This is a genomic window from Streptomyces sp. NPDC006450 (genome assembly GCF_040612195.1).
Classification (GTDB): domain Bacteria; phylum Actinomycetota; class Actinomycetes; order Streptomycetales; family Streptomycetaceae; genus Streptomyces.
Genome location: NZ_JBEXPT010000005.1, coordinates 20,121 through 37,571, shown reverse-complemented (window position 1 = coordinate 37,571; position 17,451 = coordinate 20,121). Strand labels below are relative to the sequence as shown.

Here is a 17,451-nt window from a genome sequence, read left to right as displayed (position 1 = left end):
CGGCGCAATCGACGAGTAAGTAGGAGTCAACGGACATGAGCACCCTGCAGAGCGTTCCCACCCTGGGTACGCACCCGACCGCCGGTTCGAACGCGAGCCGCGCCGAGACCCGTGAGCAGCTGGCGAAGGCCACGTACGACCTGCTGGTCATCGGCGGTGGAATCCTGGGCACCTCGGTGGCCTGGCACGCCGCGCAGTCGGGTCTGCGGGTCGCCATGGTGGACGCCGGCGACTTCGCCGGCGCCACCTCCTCAGCCTCCTCCAAGCTCGTCCACGGCGGCCTGCGCTACCTGCAGACCGGTTCGGTCAAGCTGGTCGCCGAGAACCACCACGAGCGCCGGGTCCTGGCCAAGGACGTGGCCCCGCACCTGGTCAACCCGCTCACCTTCTACCTCCCGGTGTACAAGGGCGGTCCGGTGGGCGCGGCGAAGCTGGGCGCGGGCGTGTTCGCGTACTCGGCGCTCTCGGCCTTCGGCGACGGCATGGGCAAGATCATTTCTCCGGCCCGTGCCGCCGCCGACAACCCGGGTCTGAAGACGGACAACCTCAAGGCCGTCGCGGTCTACTACGACCACCAGATGAACGACTCGCGCGTCGCCGTCATGACGGTCCGCGCGGCCGTCGAGTCGGGCGCGGTCGTGCTGAACCACGCCGAGGTCACCGGCCTGCGCATGACGCGCGGCCGGGTCTCGGGCGCCGAGCTCAAGGACCGCCTGGACGGCACCGAGTTCGGCGTCGACGCGCGCGTCGTGCTCAACGCCACCGGCCCGTGGGTGGACCACCTGCGGCGCATGGAAGACAAGCACTCGATGCCGTCGATCCGCCTGTCCAAGGGCGCGCACATCGTCATGAAGCGCAAGTCGCCGTGGAAGGCCGCCATGGCCACCCCGATCGACAAGTACCGCATCACCTTCGCCCTGCCGTGGGAGGACCAGCTCCTGCTGGGCACCACCGACGAGGTGTACGAGGGGGACCCGGCGGACGTGCGGGCCACCGAGGGCGACATCCAGCAGATCCTGGACGAGGCGGCCTTCTCGGTGAAGGACGCCGATCTGGACCGCTCGCTGATGACGTACGCCTTCGCGGGCCTGCGCGTGCTGCCCGGCGGTCCCGGGGGTGTGGAGAAGGCCAAGCGCGAGACGGTCGTCTCCGAGGGCGCGGGCGGCATGCTGTCGGTGGCCGGCGGCAAGTGGACCACGTACCGGCACATCGGCCGCGTGGTCATGGACAAGCTGGCCAAGCTTCCGGGCAGCCCGCTGACCGAGGACATGGAGCCGGTGAAGTCCCTCGTACGACGGATCGCGCTGCCCGGTGTCGCCAACCCGAACGCGGTGGCGCACCGGCTGCTCGTGGACCGCGAGCCGGGCTCCCGGATGGACCCGCTGACCGCGCGGCACCTGGCCTCGCACTACGGCTCGCTGGCCTTCGACATCGCGCGGATCGCCAACGAGGACCCGGCGCTGGCCGAGCGGATCCACCCGGACGGTCCGGAGATCTGGGCGCAGGTCGCCTACGCCCGTGACAACGAGTGGGCCGAGACGGCCGACGACGTGCTGCGCCGCCGCACGACGGTGACGGTCCGCGGTCTGGACAGCGCCGAAGTGCGCGGCCGGGTCGAGGAGATGCTGGCCCACAAGGCATAAGCGGTGGCGTGAACGGGCAGAGGGGCGGTTCCAGGGGGAACCGCCCCTCTGTCGTGGGCTGTGGCCGGTGCCTCATCAAGGCTTAGGCTGACCCACGTACACAAGGGAACTTCGGAAGGAGACCTGGGTGATCGAGCTTGAGGGCGTGCCCGAGCTGATCGACCCGGTCATGGTGGCCGCGTTCGAGGGCTGGAACGACGCGGGTGACGCGGCCTCCGGTGCGGTCGCACACCTGGACCGGGAGTGGAAGGGCGAGGTCTTCGCGGCTCTGGACGCCGAGGACTACTACGACTTCCAGGTCAACCGGCCGACGGTGTGGCTGGACAACGGGGTGCGGAAGATCACGTGGCCGACGACGCGTCTGTCCGTGGTCCGGATCGGTGGGACCAAACCGCGCGACCTGGTGCTGGTGCGGGGCATCGAACCGTCCATGCGGTGGCGTTCGTTCTGCAACGAGATCCTGGGCTTCGCCCACGAGCTGGGCGTGGAGATGGTCGTCATCCTGGGGGCGCTGCTGGGCGACACCCCGCACACCCGCCCGGTGCCGGTCAGCGGGGTGACCTCGGACGCCGATCTGGCGCGCACGATGGACCTCGAGGAGACCAAGTACGAGGGTCCGACCGGGATCGTGGGCATCCTCCAGGAGGCCTGCACCCATGCCGGGGTGCCGGCGGTGTCCCTGTGGGCGGCGGTACCGCACTACGTGTCCCAGCCGCCGAACCCGAAGGCGACCCTCGCGCTGCTCAACCGGCTGGAGGATCTGATCGACATCCGGATCCCGCTGGGCGAACTCCCCGAGGACGCGCGGGCGTGGCAGCTGGGCGTGGACCAACTGGCCGCCGAGGACAGCGAGGTGGCGGAGTACGTCCAGACGCTGGAGGAGGCGCGGGACACCGCGGACCTGCCGGAGGCCTCCGGGGACGCGATCGCCCGGGAGTTCGAGCGGTACTTGCGGCGGCGTGATCCGTCCGCGGGCGCGGAGCCGGGGGACGGGTCGTACCTGCGGGACCCGTCCAGTGGGCTGGCGCGGCCGCCGAAGCGGAAGCCGGAGCCGTCCTCGTCCGGGGACGAGCCCCCGGCCTCTCCGGCGGCCTCACCGGACGAGGACGAGACGCCTCCGGAGGCGTAGCCGGACCGTGAAAGGGCGGGGCGGGGAGTTCTTCTCCCCGCCCCGCCCTTTCACCGTGTCCCGGGGCTCCGCCCCGGACCCCGCTCCTCGAACGCCGGAGGGGCTGGAATCGCCCTGCGGGCAACCCAGCCCCTCCGGCGGGTGCTTACAGCGCTACGCCCAGCAGGGCGTCCACCGTGCGCGAGACCAGGCCCGGGGCCGACTCGTCGTCTCCGTCGGTGACGAGCTGACGCTCGACCCAGCGGTCCACGGCCGCGAGGGCGGCGGGGGCGTCCAGGTCGTCGGAGAGGGCCTCGCGGACCTCTTCGACCAGGTCGTCGGCCGGGATGCCGTCGGGGCGGGAGACGGCCGCGCGCCAGCGCCCCAGACGGGCCTGGGCCTCCGCGAGGACCTCGTCGGTCCACTCCCAGTCCGCGCGGTAGTGGTGCGAGAGCAGGGCCAGGCGGATGGCCGCCGGGTCCACTCCGGCCCGCCGCAGGGCCGATACGAAGACCAGATTGCCCCTGGACTTCGACATCTTCTCGCCGTGCAGCGCGACCATCCCGGCGTGGACGTACGCCTTGGCCATCGGGAACTCGCCCGTCAGCACCTGGGCGTGCGAGGCGCCCATCTCGTGGTGCGGGAAGGCCAGGTCGGAGCCGCCGCCCTGGATGTCGAAGGTCATGCCCAGGTGGTCCAGGGCGATGGCCACGCATTCGATGTGCCAGCCGGGCCGGCCACGGCCCAGCGAGCCGCCGTCCCAGCTCGGCTCGCCCGGGCGGGCCGCCATCCACAGCATCGGGTCCAGCGGGTTCTTCTTGCCCACCCGGTCCGGGTCGCCGCCCCGCTCGGCCGACAGCAGCCGCATCGCCTCGGCGTCCAGGTTGGACACCTTGCCGAAGTTCGGGTCGGACTCCACCGAGAAGTAGACGTCGCCGTCCAGCTCGTAGGCGGCGCCCGCGTCGCGCAGCCGCTCGACGAGCGGCACGATGCCGGGTATGGCCTCCACGGCGCCGATGTAGTGCTGCGGGGGCAGCATCCGCAGGGCGGTCATGTCCTCGCGGAACAGGGCGGTCTCGCGTTCGGCGAGCTCCGTCCAGTCCTGGTTGTCGCGCAGGGCCCGCTCCAGCAGTGGATCGTCGACGTCCGTGACGTTCTGGACGTAGATGACCTGCCGCTTGGTGTCGAGCCACACGCGCTGCACGAGGTCGAACGCGTTGTAGGTCGCCGCGTGACCGATGTGCGTCGCGTCGTACGGGGTGATCCCGCAGACGTAGATACGGGCGACGGGACCGGGGGCGAGGGTGATCGTCCCTTGGGTCGCGGTGTCGTGGATCTGGAGGTCGCGGCCCTTGCCAGGCAGGGCGGGGACCTCAGAAGCGGGCCAGGCATGCATGTCTCGAGCCTAACCGGACGGGTGTTCCTGAAACGAACCGGACCTGCACTGTTGTCCGGATCGGCACTCTTGCGCCATGGCCGGTTCTGTGCGTCAGTCCGGCAGCGGGCCCCGACCGTCAGACGGGCGGCCACGGGATCGCGGGCCACTGTCCCGAGGGCTGCGGATGCCTCCCGGTGCGCAGCAGCAGCGCCACGCGGGCCCGTACGGCGGCCAGCTCGGCGGCGGTGACCAGTTCGGCCAGTCGGGTGGCCAGGGGCTGCCCGGCGGCCAGGGAGGCCTCCAGCGAGGTCAGCACCGATGCCGCTTCCTCGGTCAGCGGCTCCCCCGCCCAGCCCCACAGCAGGGTGCGCAGCTTGTCCTCGGTGTGAAAGGTCACTCCGTGATCGATGCCGTAGAGCCGGCCGTCGGGGGCGGGCAGCAGGTGGCCGCCCTTGCGGTCGCCGTTGTTGATCACGGCGTCGAGGACGGACATCCGGCGCAGCCGTTCGTCGTCGGCGTGCACGAGGAGCGCGGTGCGGCCCTCGCCGACCTCGGCGAAGGCGACGGGCTTCCAGCCCTCCCCCGCTTCCTCGCCGTCCACGAGCGCGAGCAGTTCCGCCTCCGGGGACTCCCCCGTCTCGATCCACTGCTGGACCATGCCCTCGCCGTACGGTCCGTCGCGCAGCACGGTCGGGGGCACCAGCCCCCAGCCGGTGGCCTCGGAGACCAGGTACGCGGCGACCTCGCGCTGGGCGAGGTTCCCGTCGGGGAAGTCCCACAGCGGGCGCTCGCCCTTGACCGGCTTGTACACGCAGTCGGTGCTCACGCCCCCGTGCGTGACGGTGCACAGCAGGACGGCGTTGGACGCTTCCCGGATCCGGCCGACGACGGTGAGTTCCCCGTGGGCCAGCAGTGCTTCCAGTTCCGGCGTTCCCCCCGTTGCGTTCACGCCTGGCGCCGGTAGCCGTTCTGGCGCGGGCAGACGTGCCCTTCGGGGTCCAGCGGGAGGCTGCACAGCGGGCACGGCGGCCGGCCCGCGTTGACCACGTCCAGGGCCCGCTTGGTGAAGGCCCGGGCCTGGGCGCCGGTGAGGCGCACGCGCAGCATGGGCGGCCCGTTCTCCTCGTCCTGGAGCAGCCGCTCCTCCGCCTCGGCGAGGTCCTCCTCCGAGTCGGCGTCGAGTTCCACCAGGGCCTGCGCCTCGACGATCATGCGCTGGTCCTCGCCGTCCCAGGCCAGGGCCATGGTGCCGACGCGGAACTCCTCCTCGACGGGGACGTCCAGGGGTGCGGTGTCGGTCGCCTCGGCGGGCGCCACGGCCGGGACGGGGGCATTGCCCCCGGTGCGCCGTACGACCTCGTCCAGCAGCTCTTCCATCCGCTCCGCGAGGGCCGCCACCTGCGTCTTCTCCAGGGAGACGCTGGTGACGCGGGGGCCGGTGGAGGCCTGCAGGAAGAACGTACGGCGTCCAGGCAGGCCGACCGTGCCGGCCACGAAACGGTCCGGCGGGTCGTAGAGGAACACCTGACGGGGCACGTCCAGTCTCCAAGCTTCGGCTGCAGGGGCAGGGCTGCGCCCATGGGTTGGCCCGTCCACCCTACTGCGCCGTTCGATCACACCGCGCCCGCACCACCCCCCACGACGGCCTCGCCGCCCGCTTCCGCGGCGTCCTCGGCCGCCGCGGCGTCCGGCGCGCTGCTGTCGCGGGGCGCGAGGGCCGCGAAGTCCCCGGTGTCGCCGAGCCTGAGCAGGAAGGGGCGGGTCGGCGTGTAGCGGATCGCGGTGACCGAACAGGGGTCGACGTGGATCCGCTGGAAGAGGTCCAGGTGCATGCCGAGGGCGTCGGCGACAAGGGACTTGATGATGTCGCCGTGCGAGCACATCAGGTACACGGCGTCGGAGCCGTGCTCCTCCTCGATCCGCGCGTTCCAGTCGCGGACGGCGTCCACGGCGCGGGCCTGCATGGCGCGCATGGACTCGCCGCCGGGGAAGGCGGCGGCCGAGGGGTGCTGCTGGACGACGCGCATCAGCGGTTCTTCGGACAGTTCGGAGAGTTTGCGGCCCGACCAGTCCCCGTAGTGGCACTCGCCGATCCGCTCGTCGGTGTGCAGGGCGAGACCGGGGCGGGCCGCCAGCAGCGGGGCCAGGGTCTCGGCGCACCGCTCCAGCGGGCTGGTGACGGCCGCGGCGAGGGGCACGGCGGCGAGCCGCCCGGGCAGCGCGGCGGCCTGTGCGGCTCCGTGCTCGTCGAGGGTCACCCCCGGGGTCCATCCGGCGAGCAGCCCTGCGGTGTTGGCGGTGGACCGCCCGTGTCGTACGAGGATCAGCGTGGCCATGGCAGAAGGGTATGCGGTGACGCCGACGTGCGGACGGGGCCCGGGCAAGGAACAATGCGCGGGTGATTGTGGACTGCGCCATGTACCGCGACGGCCGCCGCTCCGAGGCGCCCGACGACTTCTCCGATGCCCTCGACGAGGCGCGGGCCACCGGTGACGCCTTTCTCTGGGTGGGCATGTACGAGCCGACGGAGAAGGAATTCGAGCACGTCAGCGAGGAGTTCGGGCTGCACCCGCTGGCGGTGGAGGACGCGCTGACCGCGCACCAGCGGCCGAAGATGGAGGTCTACGACGACTCGCTGTTCGTGGTCCTCAAGCCGGTGCTGTACGACGAGGCCTCGGACACGGTGAGCACGGGCGAGCTGATGGTGTTCATCGGCGACTCCTTCGTCGTCACGGTCCGGCACGGCGAGGGGGCCGCGCTGGCGGCCGTGCGCCACCGCCTGGAGCAGGACCGCGAGGTGCTCAAGCACGGCCCCACGGCGGTGCTGTACGCGGTCTCGGACGCGGTGGTGGACCACTACATCGAGGTGGCCGCCGAGCTCCAGGCGGATCTGGAGGAGCTGGAGGCGGAGGTCTTCGCGCCGAATCCCTCGGACAGCAAGAACACCGCCGCCCGCATTTACGGGTTCAAGCGCCAGGTCCTGGAGTTCCGCCGGGCCACGAGTCCGCTGCTGCAGCCGATGGACCGGCTCGCCTTCGGGAACGTGCCCTTCGTGCACGAGCGCTCCCAGCCGTTCTTCCGCGACGTCGCCGACCACCTGACGAAGGCGAACGAGTACATCGAGGGCCTGGACCGGCTGCTCTCGGACGCCCTGGCCGCGCACCTGGCGCAGATGGGTGTCCGGCAGAACGACGACATGCGCAAGATCTCCGCCTGGGCGGCCATGGCCGCGGTCCCGACCATGGTGGCGGGGATCTACGGGATGAACTTCGATCACATGCCGGAGCTCAGGCACCGCTGGGGTTATCCGATGGTGCTGCTGGTGATGGCGGTCGTCTGCGTGGGCCTGCACCGGATGTTCAAGCGCCGCGGCTGGCTCTGACCGCCCCCGGACCGGCCCGCTACGCGAACTCGGCCGCCGCCGTCGCCGGGCCGCCCAGCGCGTTCGCGCGTGCCGGCGGGCGCAGGGAGACCATCCGGTGCCAGCCTGCGAACCTCTCGTACGCGTACATGCCCCGGATCCCGGCGGCCAGCGCGGCCGCCTTCGGTGCGGGCCAGCGCAGGAGCCGCCCCATGTGGCCCATGACGGCCAGGCTCACGTCCCGGTAGACGCCGATCTCGACGAGCGCGCTCTCCCGCAGCACCTGCTGGATGGTGCGGCCGTGGCCCTCCCGGGCGAGGCGCAGCAGCTCCTCGTGGCAGTAGGCGAGGTGGTTGTCCTCGTCGTGGCTGATCATGCGGATGGCCTTGCCGACCTCGGGGTGGTCTCCGAAGTTCTTGACCAGCATGTCCATCTGGTCGGCGGCGCGCTGTTCGGTGACCCGGCTGTGCGCGAGGTAGACGACGATGTCGCGTTCGGTCAGCGGCTCGTCGCGGCGGAGCTTGTCGTGCGCGAGGCCGATGCCGCTGCGCTCCAGCAGCATCGTGTAGTCGGTCTCGGGCGGGACCGGAACGGGCGGCAGGCCGCGCTTGCGCAGCAGGGCGTTGAAGATCCGGCCGTGTTTGTCCTCGTCGGCGCCGTGCCGGGTGATCTTGGGTGCGAGATCGCGCATGCCGTCGGGTACCAGGGCCGCGATCCGGGCGTTCTCCCAGCCGCCCTGGGTCTCCCCGCTGGCGGCGATGGAACAGAACAGCTGGAAGGAGTCGTCGTTGTCGACGATCTCCTGGAACAGGCTGCGGGCAGAGAGCATGCACCGAGTCAAACTCCGCGCGCCCGGGCGGGCAACCCGCGGGGCGCGCTACTCGTCCGAATGAACGAAGCCCCGAGATGGCCCACCGTGCGTAACCCGGGGGCCGCCCGGCCCGTTGTTGGCTTGTCGGCCGTGGCGGGGAAGACCCCCCGAGCCCCCACCACGGCCGCAGACTTCCGTTCCGTCGCTCAGGCCAGTCCGGCGAGCTCCATGGCCTCCACACCGGCCCGCAGGGCGGCGGTCCGCTCCTCCAGGGTGAAGCCGGCCGGAGCGAGCGTCAGGGTGGTGACCCCGGCCTCCGCGTAGGCCCGCATCCCGTCGGCGATGCGCTCGACCGGGCCCAGCAGGGTGGTGGAGTCGATCAGCGAGTGCGGGATCGCGGCGGCCGCGCCCTGCTTGTCGCCGGCCAGGTACTTGTCCTGGATCTCGGCGGCTTCCTTCTCGTAGCCCATGCGCTGGGCGAGCTGGTTGTAGAAGTTCTGCTTGCGGCTGCCCATGCCGCCCACGTACAGGGCGGTGTACGGGCGGAACATGTCCGCGAGCCCGGCGACGTCGTCGCCGAGGGCCAGCGGCACGGTCGGGCAGACGTCGAAGCCGTCCATCGTCAGGCCGGCCTTCTCGCGGCCCGCCCGGATGTGGGTGAGCGCGGTGGCCTCCAGGTGCTCGGCGGCCGGGAAGATCAGCAGGGCGCCGTCGGCGATCTCACCGGTCTGTTCCAGGTTCTTCGGCCCGATGGCGGCGATGTAGAGCGGGATGTGCTCGCGCTCGGGGTGCACGGTCAGCTTGAGCGGCTTGCCCGGCCCGCCGGGCAGCGGCAGCGTCCAGTGCTCGCCCTCGTAGGACAGCCGCTCGCGGGTCATCGCCTTGCGGACGATCTCCACGTACTCGCGGGTCCGCGCGAGGGGCTTGTCGAACTTCACGCCGTACCAGCCCTCGGAGACCTGGGGGCCGGAGACCCCGAGGCCGAGCCGGAAGCGGCCCTTGGTGAGGGAGTCGAGGGTGGCGGCCGTCATGGCCGTCATGGCGGGCTGGCGGGCCGGGATCTGCAGGATGGCCGAGCCCACGTCGATGCGCTCGGTCTGGGCGGCGACCCAGGCGAGCACGGTCGGCGCGTCGGAGCCGTAGGCCTCCGCGGCCCAGCAGACGTCGTAGCCGAGGCGGTCGGCCTCCTGCGCGACGGCCAGGTTGTCGGCGTCCATGCCAGCGCCCCAGTAGCCGAGATTGATGCCGAGCCGCATAAGTCGTCCCCTTACCGGTTTACCGATCAGTAACGTAGGTCTGCGGGGACTGTAGCGCGCCCGGCTGTCCCGCGTCAGTGCGGCAGTAGTCTCAGCCCTCATGGAGCAGAGGCATCTCGGCCGCACCGGACTGCGCGTCTCCCGGATCGGTCTCGGCACACTGACCTGGGGCCGGTCGGCGGACGGACCGGACGAGGCGGAAGCGGCCGCGCAGTTGAAGACGTTCTGGAACGCGGGCGGCACGCTCGTGGACACCGCCGACGTGTACGGGGGCGGGGAGGCGGAGTACCTCCTCGGGCAGTTGATCGGTTCCGTCGTCCCGCGGCGGGATCTGGTCATCGCGACGAAGGCGGGCGGGGTCGCGGACCCGGACCGCCGCTTCGACGCCTCGCGCGGCCACCTCCTCGCCGCGCTGGACGATTCCCTGGCCCGCCTGGAGACGGACTACGTCGACCTCTGGCAGGTCCACGCCTTCGACCCCTGGACCCCGCTGGAGGAGACCCTCCAGGCACTGGACATCGCGGTGAGCAGCGGCCGGGCGCGGTACGCCGGCGTGTCGAACTTCAGCGGCTGGCAGCTCGCGAAGGCGGCGACCTGGCAGCTCGCGGCGCAGGGGGTACGCACCCGGCTGGCGTCGACGCAGATGGAGTACTCCCTGCTCCAGCGCGGCGTGGAACGCGAGGTGGTCCCCGCCGCGCTGGACCTGGGGGTCTCCCTCCTCCCGTCCTCCCCGCTGGGGCGGGGCGTCCTCACGGGGAAGTACCGGGCGGGCACCCCGGCGGACTCCCGGGGTGCGTCGGAGACACTGGCGGCCTTCGTGGACCCCTACCTGGACGAGCCGGCGAGCCGGATCGTGGACGCGGTGGCGACGGCCGCGCACGGGCTGGCGGTGACCCCGCTCCAGGTGGCCCTGGCCTGGGTCCGGGACCGACCCGGGGTGGCCGCGCCGATCGTCGGCGCGCGCACGTCGGCGCAGCTCGGGGCTGCCCTGTCGGTGGAGGCCCTTAGTCTTCCCCAGGAGATCCGCCAAGCGCTGGACGACGTCTCGGCGCCCGTCCACCGCTACCCCGATCAGGACTGGAGCACCTTGTGAGCGACACCGCCGCCGCCGACGCCGCTGCCGCGGAGGCCCCGGCGCCCGCCGCTGCCACCGCCCCGGAAGACCCGGCCGCCCCCGCGGACGGAGCCGCCGCGCACGCCGCCGTCGAAGCCGAGCCCCCGTCGGCGGACCACACCCCGGCAGACCCCGAGGACACCGCCGACGGGGAGTCAACCGTCGCGGACGCCTCCGGCGAGGGCGGAGCCGCGGACCCGGACGGGGGTCCGGGGGCGGAGCCCCCGGTTTCGGGAAGGGGCGGGGTGGGGGAAAGCCCCGCAGGGCCCACCGACGACGCTGACGCGGAGGCGGAGGCGGACGCGGACGCCGACCCGGAAGCGGAAGCCGCCGCCGGGACCGCCAGCGCGGACGGGGCCGCCGAGGCCACGCCTCAGCTCAGCGAAGCCGCGGCGGAACTGGCCGCGCAGAAGATCGAGCGGGAGCGCATCGCCCGCCGCAAGGCGGAGCGCGAAGCCCCCGTGGAGGCCGGTGCCAAGCTCAGCGGCACGGCCGCCGACCTGCTGGCCGCCGTACGGGCCGTGGAGAGCGGCGGCAAGCCCCCCGCCGCGTTCAGCGCGCCCCCGGCGCCCCGCTCGCCGTCCCCCGCGCCCGCGCCCGCCCCGGCGCACACCCCGGCATCCGCACCCGCACCCGCGCCGCATGCCACCGCCCCCTCCCCCGACGCCGTCCAGTCGATCCGCGCCGTCCTGGCGAGGGGCGGGGCCCCCGAGTCCCTCGCCCCGCAGACCGCCGCCGCGCTCGGCGAGGACGCCGCCGCGCAGCTCGTCGAATCCCCCTGGCGGCTGCTGGCCGTCGCCGGGGTCCGCCCGACCCAGGCCGACGGGTTCGCCCGCGCCCTCCTCGGTGCCGAGGCGACCGGCCCCGGGGACGAGCGGCGGGCCGCCGCCCTGGTGAGCTGGCTGCTGGCGCAGGCCGCCGCCAAGGGGCACACCGTGCTGGAGTCCCCCACCTTGGAGTCGGCCCTCGCCCAGTACGGCGTACCGGACCCCGCGCAGGCCCTGGAGGCGGCCGTCGGTGAAGGCGCCGCGCTGGCCTTCGAGGAGCCCGTCGGCCCGCCTGTCGCGGACTCCGCCGAGGGGGAGGAGCAGCCCGTACGCATCCTGGTGGGCCTGGAGGGCTCCGCCATGGCCGAGGAGGGCCTCGCCGAGGGCCTGGCCCGGCTCGCCAACACCTTCACGGACCCCGCCGACTGGGACGAGGCCGCCACCGGCACGGGCGCCGAGCTGATCCGCGCCGCCGCCGGGCACGGCCTGGTCACCCACACCGGCGGCGAAGCCGCCCGCGCCGAACCCCGCGCACTGCTCGCGGCCGCCCGGGAATTCGGCCTGCGGGCCTGCCTGGCCGCGCACGCCCCGGCCGAGGGGGCCGTCACCGTGGCGGGCCTGCTCGCCGGCGCCGAGGGCCCTGGGCGGGACGCGGACGGGCAGTTCGCCCTGGACCTGCTCCTCGTCCTGGACGCCCCGCAGCTGGACGTGGAGACGGCGGCCGCGCTGGTGGAGTCCGTCCCCGACGGGGCCCGTCTGGTGCTGTCCGGCGACCCCGCGGTGCTCGGCTCCGCCGGTCCCGGGCGGGTCTTCGCCGATGTGCTCGCGGCCCGTCCCTGTCCGCAGGTCGTCTCCCGGATCCCGGACCCGGGACCGATCGGCGAGCTGGTGTCGGGCGTCGGCGTCGGGGAGCTGAACCAGGTCGAGGCTCCCGGCAAGGAGGTCGTCATCGTCCCGGTCCGCGACGCCGGCGAGGCGGTGCACCGCACCGTGCAGCTGGTCGCCGAGTCGGTGCCCCGCGCCTTTGGGATCCCGGCGGACGCCGTCCAGGTGATCACCCCGGGCCACGGCGGCCCGGCGGGCACCCGCGCGCTCAACGCGGCCCTCAAGGAGCGGCTGAACCCGGGCCCCGGCCGGTTCGGCGGCTTCGACCCCGGTGACCGGGTGGTCCACGTGCCCTCCGCCGGGCGGGCGCTGCCGGCCCGCGTGGTGTCGGCCGACGCGCAGGGGCTGCACCTGGCCGGAGCCGCGGGCGCGCGGATCGTCGTACCGAAGGACCGGGTGGAGTCGCAGGTGCGGCACGGCTGGGCCGTGACGGCGCACCAGGCCGTCGGCTCGCGCTGGCCCGCGGCGGTCGTCGTCCTGCCGGGGGACGCGGCTCAGGCCCTGTCCCGGGACTGGGTGTACACGGCCTTCGGCCGGGCCGAGCGGCACCTGTCGGTGGTGCACGGGGTGGACCAGGCGCTGCCGCGCGCGGTCGCGGAAGTACCGGCGAAGCCCCGTACGACCCGGCTGACGGGTCTGCTGCAGGCGCTCGTGGCGTCGGCGGCGGCCGAGCCCCGCTGACGGAACGCACCGCGGCCCCCGTCCCGTCCGGGAAGGGGGCCGCGGTGCGTTCGGTACGAGGAGTCGCGCGGGGCGGGTCAGGCCGGGGTCAGACCGCGCTCGGCCGGCTCGCCGTCCTCGGCCCCCTCGGTGAATTCACCCTCTTCGTCTTCCTCGTCGAAGACCGAGCTGACGTCGAACCGGTGCATCACGTCCTGCGGATCGATGTGCGCGAAGGGCGCACCGAGCCACTCCCCCGCTTCCGCGATCTCCTCCGAAGCGGCGATCCACAGCGTGGAATCGCCCTCCTCCAGCCCGAAGTCCTTGGCGCGGGAGGCGATTTCGTCCGGCTCGTACTCACCGAAGAGCACGCCGAGCGCGTCGGCGGTGCCGCCGTCGTGGTCGAGTTCGGCGTCGCGGTCGTGCGCGACGACACGTTCGGCCTGGGCGATCAGTCGAGCCGGCTCGACGACGGCGTAGTCACGGCGGATGAGCACGCTGAAGGCGGCGGGTTCGGCGGGGCCGGTGTACGGGAGCCCGTCCTCGGGGGTGGGGATCTCAAAGGGGGTGACCTCGTCGTAACGGTCGTAGAGGAGCTCGTCGTACTCCTCGGCGGCGGCGGCGAGTTCGTTGAACGCGGCGTAGACGTCCGGATCATCGTCCCCGATCCTGCTCTCGACCGCGGCGAGGTGACGGTCGAGCGCGGCCTTGACCGCCTCGGCGGCGGCGCGTACCTCGGCAACAGTGGGCAGAGCGGCATCAGACATAGTGCAGACGCTATCCGTAGCGGGGCTCTCACGGCACAATAGATGCGATGCCGGAATACGAATTTGTCGACTTGTACGTGCCCCGCGGGGTTCCACGTCAGGAAACGACCCGCCTGCTGACCGAACACGCCGAGTACGGGCACTGGGAGCTCGACCGGCTGACCCTGCTTCGGGACGGCAGTCGCCGCGTGCGATTGCGCCGCCGGATCATCCGCCAGGTCCGCGCGACCTGGTGACGCGGGCCCCTGGGGCGGGGCCCGCGTCCTGAGGAACCGTCAGGCCGCGCTGCGGCCCCGGCGGTAGAGCACGGCGCCCGCCAGCAGCATGCCCGCGGCCAGGGGAACTCCTGCGGTGAGGACATCGCCGGAGCCCGTGGCGGCGAGTCCCCCGGCCGGGGTCGAACCGGTATCGGTACCGGTGCCGGTCCCCTGGGCGGGGTGCGTCACCGGGGTCACCGATCCGGCGCCGGGCCCCGTACCGGTACCCGCGCCGGGGCCGGCCGGAGTCCCCGGCTGCTGCCCGGCACCCGGACCGCCGGGGGTGCCGTTGCCCCCGGGACCACCGGGGGTGCCGTGCCCGCCCGGGGTCCCGGGACCGCCCGGATTCTCGTTGCCCCCAGGACCACCGGGGTTTCCGTCGCCGGGACCGCCCGGGTTCTCGTGGCCCCCGGGCCCGCTCGGGTGTTCCGGGTGTTCCGGGTGCCCCGGGCCGGTGTCCTCGTCGCACGGTTCGTGCGGGTCGCCCGGGTGTTCGGGGTGCTGGGGGTGTTCGGGGTGCTGGGGGTGGTTCGGGTGCTGAGGATGCTGCGGGTGTCCGGGCCGGCCCGGGAGGTTCGCGCAGCGGTTTCCGAAGGCCGGGTTGAGGGCCCCCACCACCGTCGCCGTGTTCCCGCAGGCGTTCAGCGGCGCGTCCACGGGTGCCTCGAGGGCGTTCCCGGACAGCAGTCCCGGTGAGTTCGCGGCGCGGCCGGAGGCGCCGGAGTCCGCGTGCGCGTATCCCCCTCCGAGCGCGAGCAGACCCCCCGCGGCCGCCATGGTGACCAAGGTCTTCCTGCCGGTGACCTGTACCTGTCGTCGCATCTGTACTTCGTCCCCTGGTGTGTGCGTCGTGCACGTTCACCCACGTGCACGCCCGGTCGGCGCGCCGGCCGCACAGACTCCCCCGCCCGGCACGCCGAAAGATCGTCATCGGGCCCCTGAAGCCCGGCAGCCCCGGAGCGCTGGAATGCACTCCGGGGCCGAGAACTTCAGATACGTCAGGCGTTGACGCAGGTGTTGCCGAAAGCCGGGTTCAGGAGACCGATCACGGAGATCGTGTTACCGCAGACGTTCACGGGAACGTGGACCGGAACCTGGATGACGTTGCCGGAGGCGACACCGGGCGAACCGATGGCCGCACCCTGGGCACCCGCGTCGGCGACAGCCAGACCCGCACCCGCGAGAACCAGACCACCGGTGACAGCCGCAGCGGCGGCAACCTTCTTGAGCATTGTTCCTCCTAGTAGGCAAGCGCGGTCCCAGCCGCGGACCGCACCACCTGTAACGAGGAGGGATCACCGGGGCTACGAGCGTATGAGCGCATTCACTCTTCTCAGTGGATTCCGCACACCTTCTCGATTCCCGGGCGTTAGCAACGCCCCGCTCCGCCCGCCACCCGTCGCCCGCCCGCCTCAGGACTCGTCGATGAACCGGTCGAGCACCCGTACGCCGAACTTCAGGCCCTCCACCGGCACCCGCTCGTCCACGCCGTGGAACATCCCGGCGAAGTCCAGCTCCGGCGGGAGCTGGAGCGGAGCGAAGCCGAAGCAGCGGATGCCGAGGTCGTCGAAGGACTTGGCGTCCGTGCCGCCGGAGAGCATGTACGGGACCGCGTGCGCGATCGGGTCGTGCGCCTTCAGGGCGGTCTGCATGGCGTCCACGAGCTTGCCGTCGAAGTCCGTCTCCAGCGCCTTGTCCGCGTGGACGTCCTCCCGCTTCACGCGCGGCCCCAGGATCCGGTCGAGGTCGGCGAAGAACTCGTCCTCATAGCCCGGCAGGAAGCGGCCGTCCACGTGGGCGGTGGCCTGGCCGGGGATGACGTTGACCTTGTAGCCGGCGCCGAGCATGGTCGGGGCGGCGGAGTTGCGCAGCGTCGCGCCGACCATCTTGGCGATGCCGCCGAGCTTGGCGAGCGTGGCGTCCATGTCGTCGGGGTCGAGCGGGGTGCCCAGCGCGTCCGAGAGCTCGTCCAGGAAGCTCCGTACGGTCTTGGTGACGCGTACGGGCCACGTGTGGCGGCCCAGGCGGCCCACGGCCTCGCAGAGCTCCGTGATGGCGTTGTCGTTGTTGGTCATGGACCCGTGGCCCGCGGTGCCCTCGACGGTGAGGCGCATCCAGTGCATGCCCTTCTGGGCGGTCTCCACCAGGTACAGCCGCAGGTTCTCGTTGACGGTGAAGGAGAAGCCGCCGACCTCGCCGATCGCCTCCGTCACCCCCTCGAAGAGGTCGGGGTGCTTGTCGACGAGGTGCCGGGCGCCGTAGATGCCGCCCGCCTCCTCGTCGGCGAGGAAGGCCAGCACGATGTCGCGCGGGGGCTTGCGGCCGCTGCGCATGCGGTCGCGTACGACGGCCAGCGTCATCGCGTCCATGTCCTTCATGTCGACCGCGCCGCGGCCCCACACGCAGCCGTCGGCGATCTCCCCGGCGAAGGGGTCGTAGGTCCAGTCGGCGGCGTTGGCCGGGACCACGTCGGTGTGCCCGTGGATCAGCAGGGCCGGCCGCGAGGGGTCTTCACCCTCGATCCGCGCCACGGTCGAGGCGCGTCCCTTGTGCGATTCGAAGATCTGCGGCTCCAGCCCGACCTCGGCGAGCTGCTCCGCGACCCACTCGGCCGCCTTGCGCTCCCCGGGCCCGGAGTGGTCCCCGTAGTTGCTGGTGTCGATCCGGATGAGGTCCCGGCAGAGGTCGACGACCTCGTCCTCGCCGGAGACGGCCCTGCCCGCGCCCGATTCGCTCACGCTGCTTCCTCCCACTGATCAGTACCGAACTGACTCCATCCTCGCGCCCCGGGGCGCTTCCCCCAAGGGCGATCCCCGGCCGTCGGGGGGTGTGATCGAGGACCCCGGAATGTTTGGTAATGTTTTCCACGTCGGAACGGCCCGCGAGGGACGCGAGACAGACACCTTGTCCGGGTGGCGGAATGGCAGACGCGCTAGCTTGAGGTGCTAGTGCCCTTTATCGGGCGTGGGGGTTCAAGTCCCCCCTCGGACACCAAGCGAAAACCCCACTTCACGTGGGGTTTTCTGCGTTGGGGGAGCATTGTGCGGCGGGCCGTGCACGACGGGTTCGGGATATTCTGGGCCGGTGAACGAGAACCTTCCCCCGTGTCCGAAATGCTCCTGTGAGTACACCTACGAGATGAACGCGCTCGTGGTGTGCCCCGAGTGCGGTCACGAGTGGGTGCCCGCCGAGGGCGACGCCGAGGCCGGCGGGGACGCCGGAGCCCAGGTCGTGAAGGACGCCGTCGGGAACGTGCTGAGCGACGGCGACACCGTGACCGTCGTCAAGGCGCTCAAGGTCAAGGGCAGCCCCTCGGGGATCAAGGCGGGTACCAAGGTGCGCAACATCCGGCTCGTCGACGGGGTCGACGGGCATGACATCGACTGCAAGATCGACGGCTTCGGGGCCATGCAGCTGAAGTCCAGCGTGGTCAAGAAGGCCTGA

Annotated in this window: 17 protein-coding genes and 1 tRNA gene; 8 read left to right on the top strand and 10 right to left on the bottom strand. The window is 72.4% G+C overall.

Features of this window, described 5'->3' with window-relative positions:
- The first annotated feature begins 35 nt into the window (after nucleotides 1-35).
- Together ABZY57_RS03515 and ABZY57_RS03510 are read left to right on the top strand one after the other, a co-directional pair.
- Nucleotides 36-1,643, top strand: coding sequence for a glycerol-3-phosphate dehydrogenase/oxidase (locus ABZY57_RS03515; RefSeq protein ID WP_356507685.1), 1,608 nt, complete (start codon nucleotides 36-38; stop codon nucleotides 1,641-1,643).
- A 127-nt stretch (nucleotides 1,644-1,770) separates the two neighbouring features.
- Nucleotides 1,771-2,772, top strand: coding sequence for a PAC2 family protein (locus ABZY57_RS03510; protein ID WP_356507683.1), 1,002 nt, complete (start codon nucleotides 1,771-1,773; stop codon nucleotides 2,770-2,772).
- 145 nt (nucleotides 2,773-2,917) lie between these two features.
- Here ABZY57_RS03510 and mshC read toward each other — a convergent pair whose 3' ends face one another.
- From mshC to ABZY57_RS03490, 4 genes are all read right to left on the bottom strand, one after another.
- Nucleotides 2,918-4,147 (bottom strand): cysteine--1-D-myo-inosityl 2-amino-2-deoxy-alpha-D-glucopyranoside ligase, encoded by a 1,230-nt coding sequence (mshC, locus tag ABZY57_RS03505; protein WP_356507681.1) that lies wholly within the window; start codon nucleotides 4,145-4,147, stop codon nucleotides 2,918-2,920.
- 118 nt (nucleotides 4,148-4,265) lie between these two features.
- Entirely contained in the window at nucleotides 4,266-5,078 is an 813-nt protein-coding gene (locus ABZY57_RS03500; RefSeq protein ID WP_356507679.1) for an SCO1664 family protein, read from the bottom strand.
- Nucleotides 5,075-5,665: a DUF3090 domain-containing protein gene (locus ABZY57_RS03495; protein WP_243333987.1), complete on the bottom strand. Its 591-nt coding sequence runs from the start codon at nucleotides 5,663-5,665 to the stop codon at nucleotides 5,075-5,077. The genes ABZY57_RS03500 and ABZY57_RS03495 overlap by 4 nt, the downstream gene beginning before the upstream one ends.
- Before the next feature lie 77 nt (nucleotides 5,666-5,742).
- Nucleotides 5,743-6,465 (bottom strand): histidine phosphatase family protein, encoded by a 723-nt coding sequence (locus ABZY57_RS03490; protein WP_356507677.1) that lies wholly within the window; start codon nucleotides 6,463-6,465, stop codon nucleotides 5,743-5,745.
- Nucleotides 6,466-6,527: 62 nt separating this feature from the next.
- On the opposite strand from ABZY57_RS03490, the gene corA reads away from it, so the two are divergent.
- Nucleotides 6,528-7,511: a magnesium/cobalt transporter CorA gene (gene corA, locus ABZY57_RS03485; RefSeq protein WP_356507675.1), complete on the top strand. Its 984-nt coding sequence runs from the start codon at nucleotides 6,528-6,530 to the stop codon at nucleotides 7,509-7,511.
- Between the two features lie 19 nt (nucleotides 7,512-7,530).
- Here the strand turns inward: corA and ABZY57_RS03480 are convergent, their stop codons facing one another.
- Nucleotides 7,531-8,319: a ferritin-like domain-containing protein gene (locus ABZY57_RS03480; protein ID WP_356507673.1), complete on the bottom strand. Its 789-nt coding sequence runs from the start codon at nucleotides 8,317-8,319 to the stop codon at nucleotides 7,531-7,533.
- A 188-nt stretch (nucleotides 8,320-8,507) separates the two neighbouring features.
- On the bottom strand, nucleotides 8,508-9,557 hold the full coding sequence (locus ABZY57_RS03475) for an LLM class F420-dependent oxidoreductase (RefSeq protein ID WP_356507671.1): 1,050 nt from the start codon (nucleotides 9,555-9,557) through the stop codon (nucleotides 8,508-8,510).
- A 100-nt stretch (nucleotides 9,558-9,657) separates the two neighbouring features.
- On the opposite strand from ABZY57_RS03475, the gene ABZY57_RS03470 reads away from it, so the two are divergent.
- Together ABZY57_RS03470 and ABZY57_RS03465 are read left to right on the top strand one after the other, a co-directional pair.
- Nucleotides 9,658-10,650: an aldo/keto reductase gene (locus tag ABZY57_RS03470; RefSeq protein ID WP_356507669.1), complete on the top strand. Its 993-nt coding sequence runs from the start codon at nucleotides 9,658-9,660 to the stop codon at nucleotides 10,648-10,650.
- Complete coding sequence (locus tag ABZY57_RS03465; RefSeq protein WP_356507667.1) at nucleotides 10,647-13,004, top strand: helix-hairpin-helix domain-containing protein; 2,358 nt, start codon at nucleotides 10,647-10,649, stop codon at nucleotides 13,002-13,004. The genes ABZY57_RS03470 and ABZY57_RS03465 overlap by 4 nt, the downstream gene beginning before the upstream one ends.
- 77 nt (nucleotides 13,005-13,081) lie before the next feature.
- On the opposite strand, the gene ABZY57_RS03460 is transcribed toward ABZY57_RS03465, so the two are convergent.
- The gene (locus ABZY57_RS03460) at nucleotides 13,082-13,750 is read right to left on the bottom strand and encodes a hypothetical protein (protein ID WP_356507665.1); all 669 of its coding nucleotides are present in this window, start codon (nucleotides 13,748-13,750) and stop codon (nucleotides 13,082-13,084) included.
- Nucleotides 13,751-13,797: 47 nt separating this feature from the next.
- On the opposite strand from ABZY57_RS03460, the gene ABZY57_RS03455 reads away from it, so the two are divergent.
- Nucleotides 13,798-13,986 carry a DUF5703 family protein gene (locus tag ABZY57_RS03455; RefSeq protein ID WP_243333977.1) on the top strand — a complete coding sequence of 63 codons (189 nt, stop codon included), beginning with the start codon at nucleotides 13,798-13,800 and terminating at the stop codon, nucleotides 13,984-13,986.
- Nucleotides 13,987-14,025: 39 nt separating this feature from the next.
- Here the strand turns inward: ABZY57_RS03455 and ABZY57_RS03450 are convergent, their stop codons facing one another.
- The 3 genes from ABZY57_RS03450 to ABZY57_RS03440 all read right to left on the bottom strand — a co-directional run bounded on the left by ABZY57_RS03450 (nucleotide 14,026) and on the right by ABZY57_RS03440 (nucleotide 16,745).
- On the bottom strand, nucleotides 14,026-14,829 hold the full coding sequence (locus ABZY57_RS03450; RefSeq protein WP_356507662.1) for a chaplin family protein: 804 nt from the start codon (nucleotides 14,827-14,829) through the stop codon (nucleotides 14,026-14,028).
- Nucleotides 14,830-15,005: 176 nt separating this feature from the next.
- Complete coding sequence (gene chpH, locus ABZY57_RS03445; protein ID WP_356507660.1) at nucleotides 15,006-15,239, bottom strand: chaplin ChpH; 234 nt, start codon at nucleotides 15,237-15,239, stop codon at nucleotides 15,006-15,008.
- A gap of 180 nt (nucleotides 15,240-15,419) precedes the next feature.
- Nucleotides 15,420-16,745 carry a M20/M25/M40 family metallo-hydrolase gene (locus ABZY57_RS03440; RefSeq protein WP_356507658.1) on the bottom strand — a complete coding sequence of 442 codons (1,326 nt, stop codon included), beginning with the start codon at nucleotides 16,743-16,745 and terminating at the stop codon, nucleotides 15,420-15,422.
- 168 nt (nucleotides 16,746-16,913) lie between these two features.
- Here ABZY57_RS03440 and ABZY57_RS03435 point away from each other — a divergent pair.
- A tRNA-Leu gene (locus tag ABZY57_RS03435) sits at nucleotides 16,914-17,001 on the top strand.
- 90 nt (nucleotides 17,002-17,091) lie between these two features.
- The gene (locus tag ABZY57_RS03430; RefSeq protein ID WP_356507656.1) at nucleotides 17,092-17,451 is read left to right on the top strand and encodes a zinc ribbon domain-containing protein YjdM; all 360 of its coding nucleotides are present in this window, start codon (nucleotides 17,092-17,094) and stop codon (nucleotides 17,449-17,451) included.

Excerpts from the sequence above, each read along its gene's own strand:
- ABZY57_RS03515 (WP_356507685.1), top strand. The coding sequence starts at position 36 with ATGAGCACCCTGCAGAGCGTTCCCACCCTGGGTACGCACCCGACCGCC.
- mshC (WP_356507681.1), bottom strand. The coding sequence starts at position 4,147 with ATGCATGCCTGGCCCGCTTCTGAGGTCCCCGCCCTGCCTGGCAAGGGC.
- ABZY57_RS03490 (WP_356507677.1), bottom strand. The coding sequence starts at position 6,465 with ATGGCCACGCTGATCCTCGTACGACACGGGCGGTCCACCGCCAACACC.
- ABZY57_RS03480 (WP_356507673.1), bottom strand. The coding sequence starts at position 8,319 with ATGCTCTCTGCCCGCAGCCTGTTCCAGGAGATCGTCGACAACGACGAC.
- ABZY57_RS03475 (WP_356507671.1), bottom strand. The coding sequence starts at position 9,557 with ATGCGGCTCGGCATCAATCTCGGCTACTGGGGCGCTGGCATGGACGCC.
- ABZY57_RS03470 (WP_356507669.1), top strand. The coding sequence starts at position 9,658 with ATGGAGCAGAGGCATCTCGGCCGCACCGGACTGCGCGTCTCCCGGATC.
- ABZY57_RS03460 (WP_356507665.1), bottom strand. The coding sequence starts at position 13,750 with ATGTCTGATGCCGCTCTGCCCACTGTTGCCGAGGTACGCGCCGCCGCC.
- ABZY57_RS03455 (WP_243333977.1), top strand. The coding sequence starts at position 13,798 with ATGCCGGAATACGAATTTGTCGACTTGTACGTGCCCCGCGGGGTTCCA.
- ABZY57_RS03450 (WP_356507662.1), bottom strand. The coding sequence starts at position 14,829 with ATGCGACGACAGGTACAGGTCACCGGCAGGAAGACCTTGGTCACCATG.
- chpH (WP_356507660.1), bottom strand. The coding sequence starts at position 15,239 with ATGCTCAAGAAGGTTGCCGCCGCTGCGGCTGTCACCGGTGGTCTGGTT.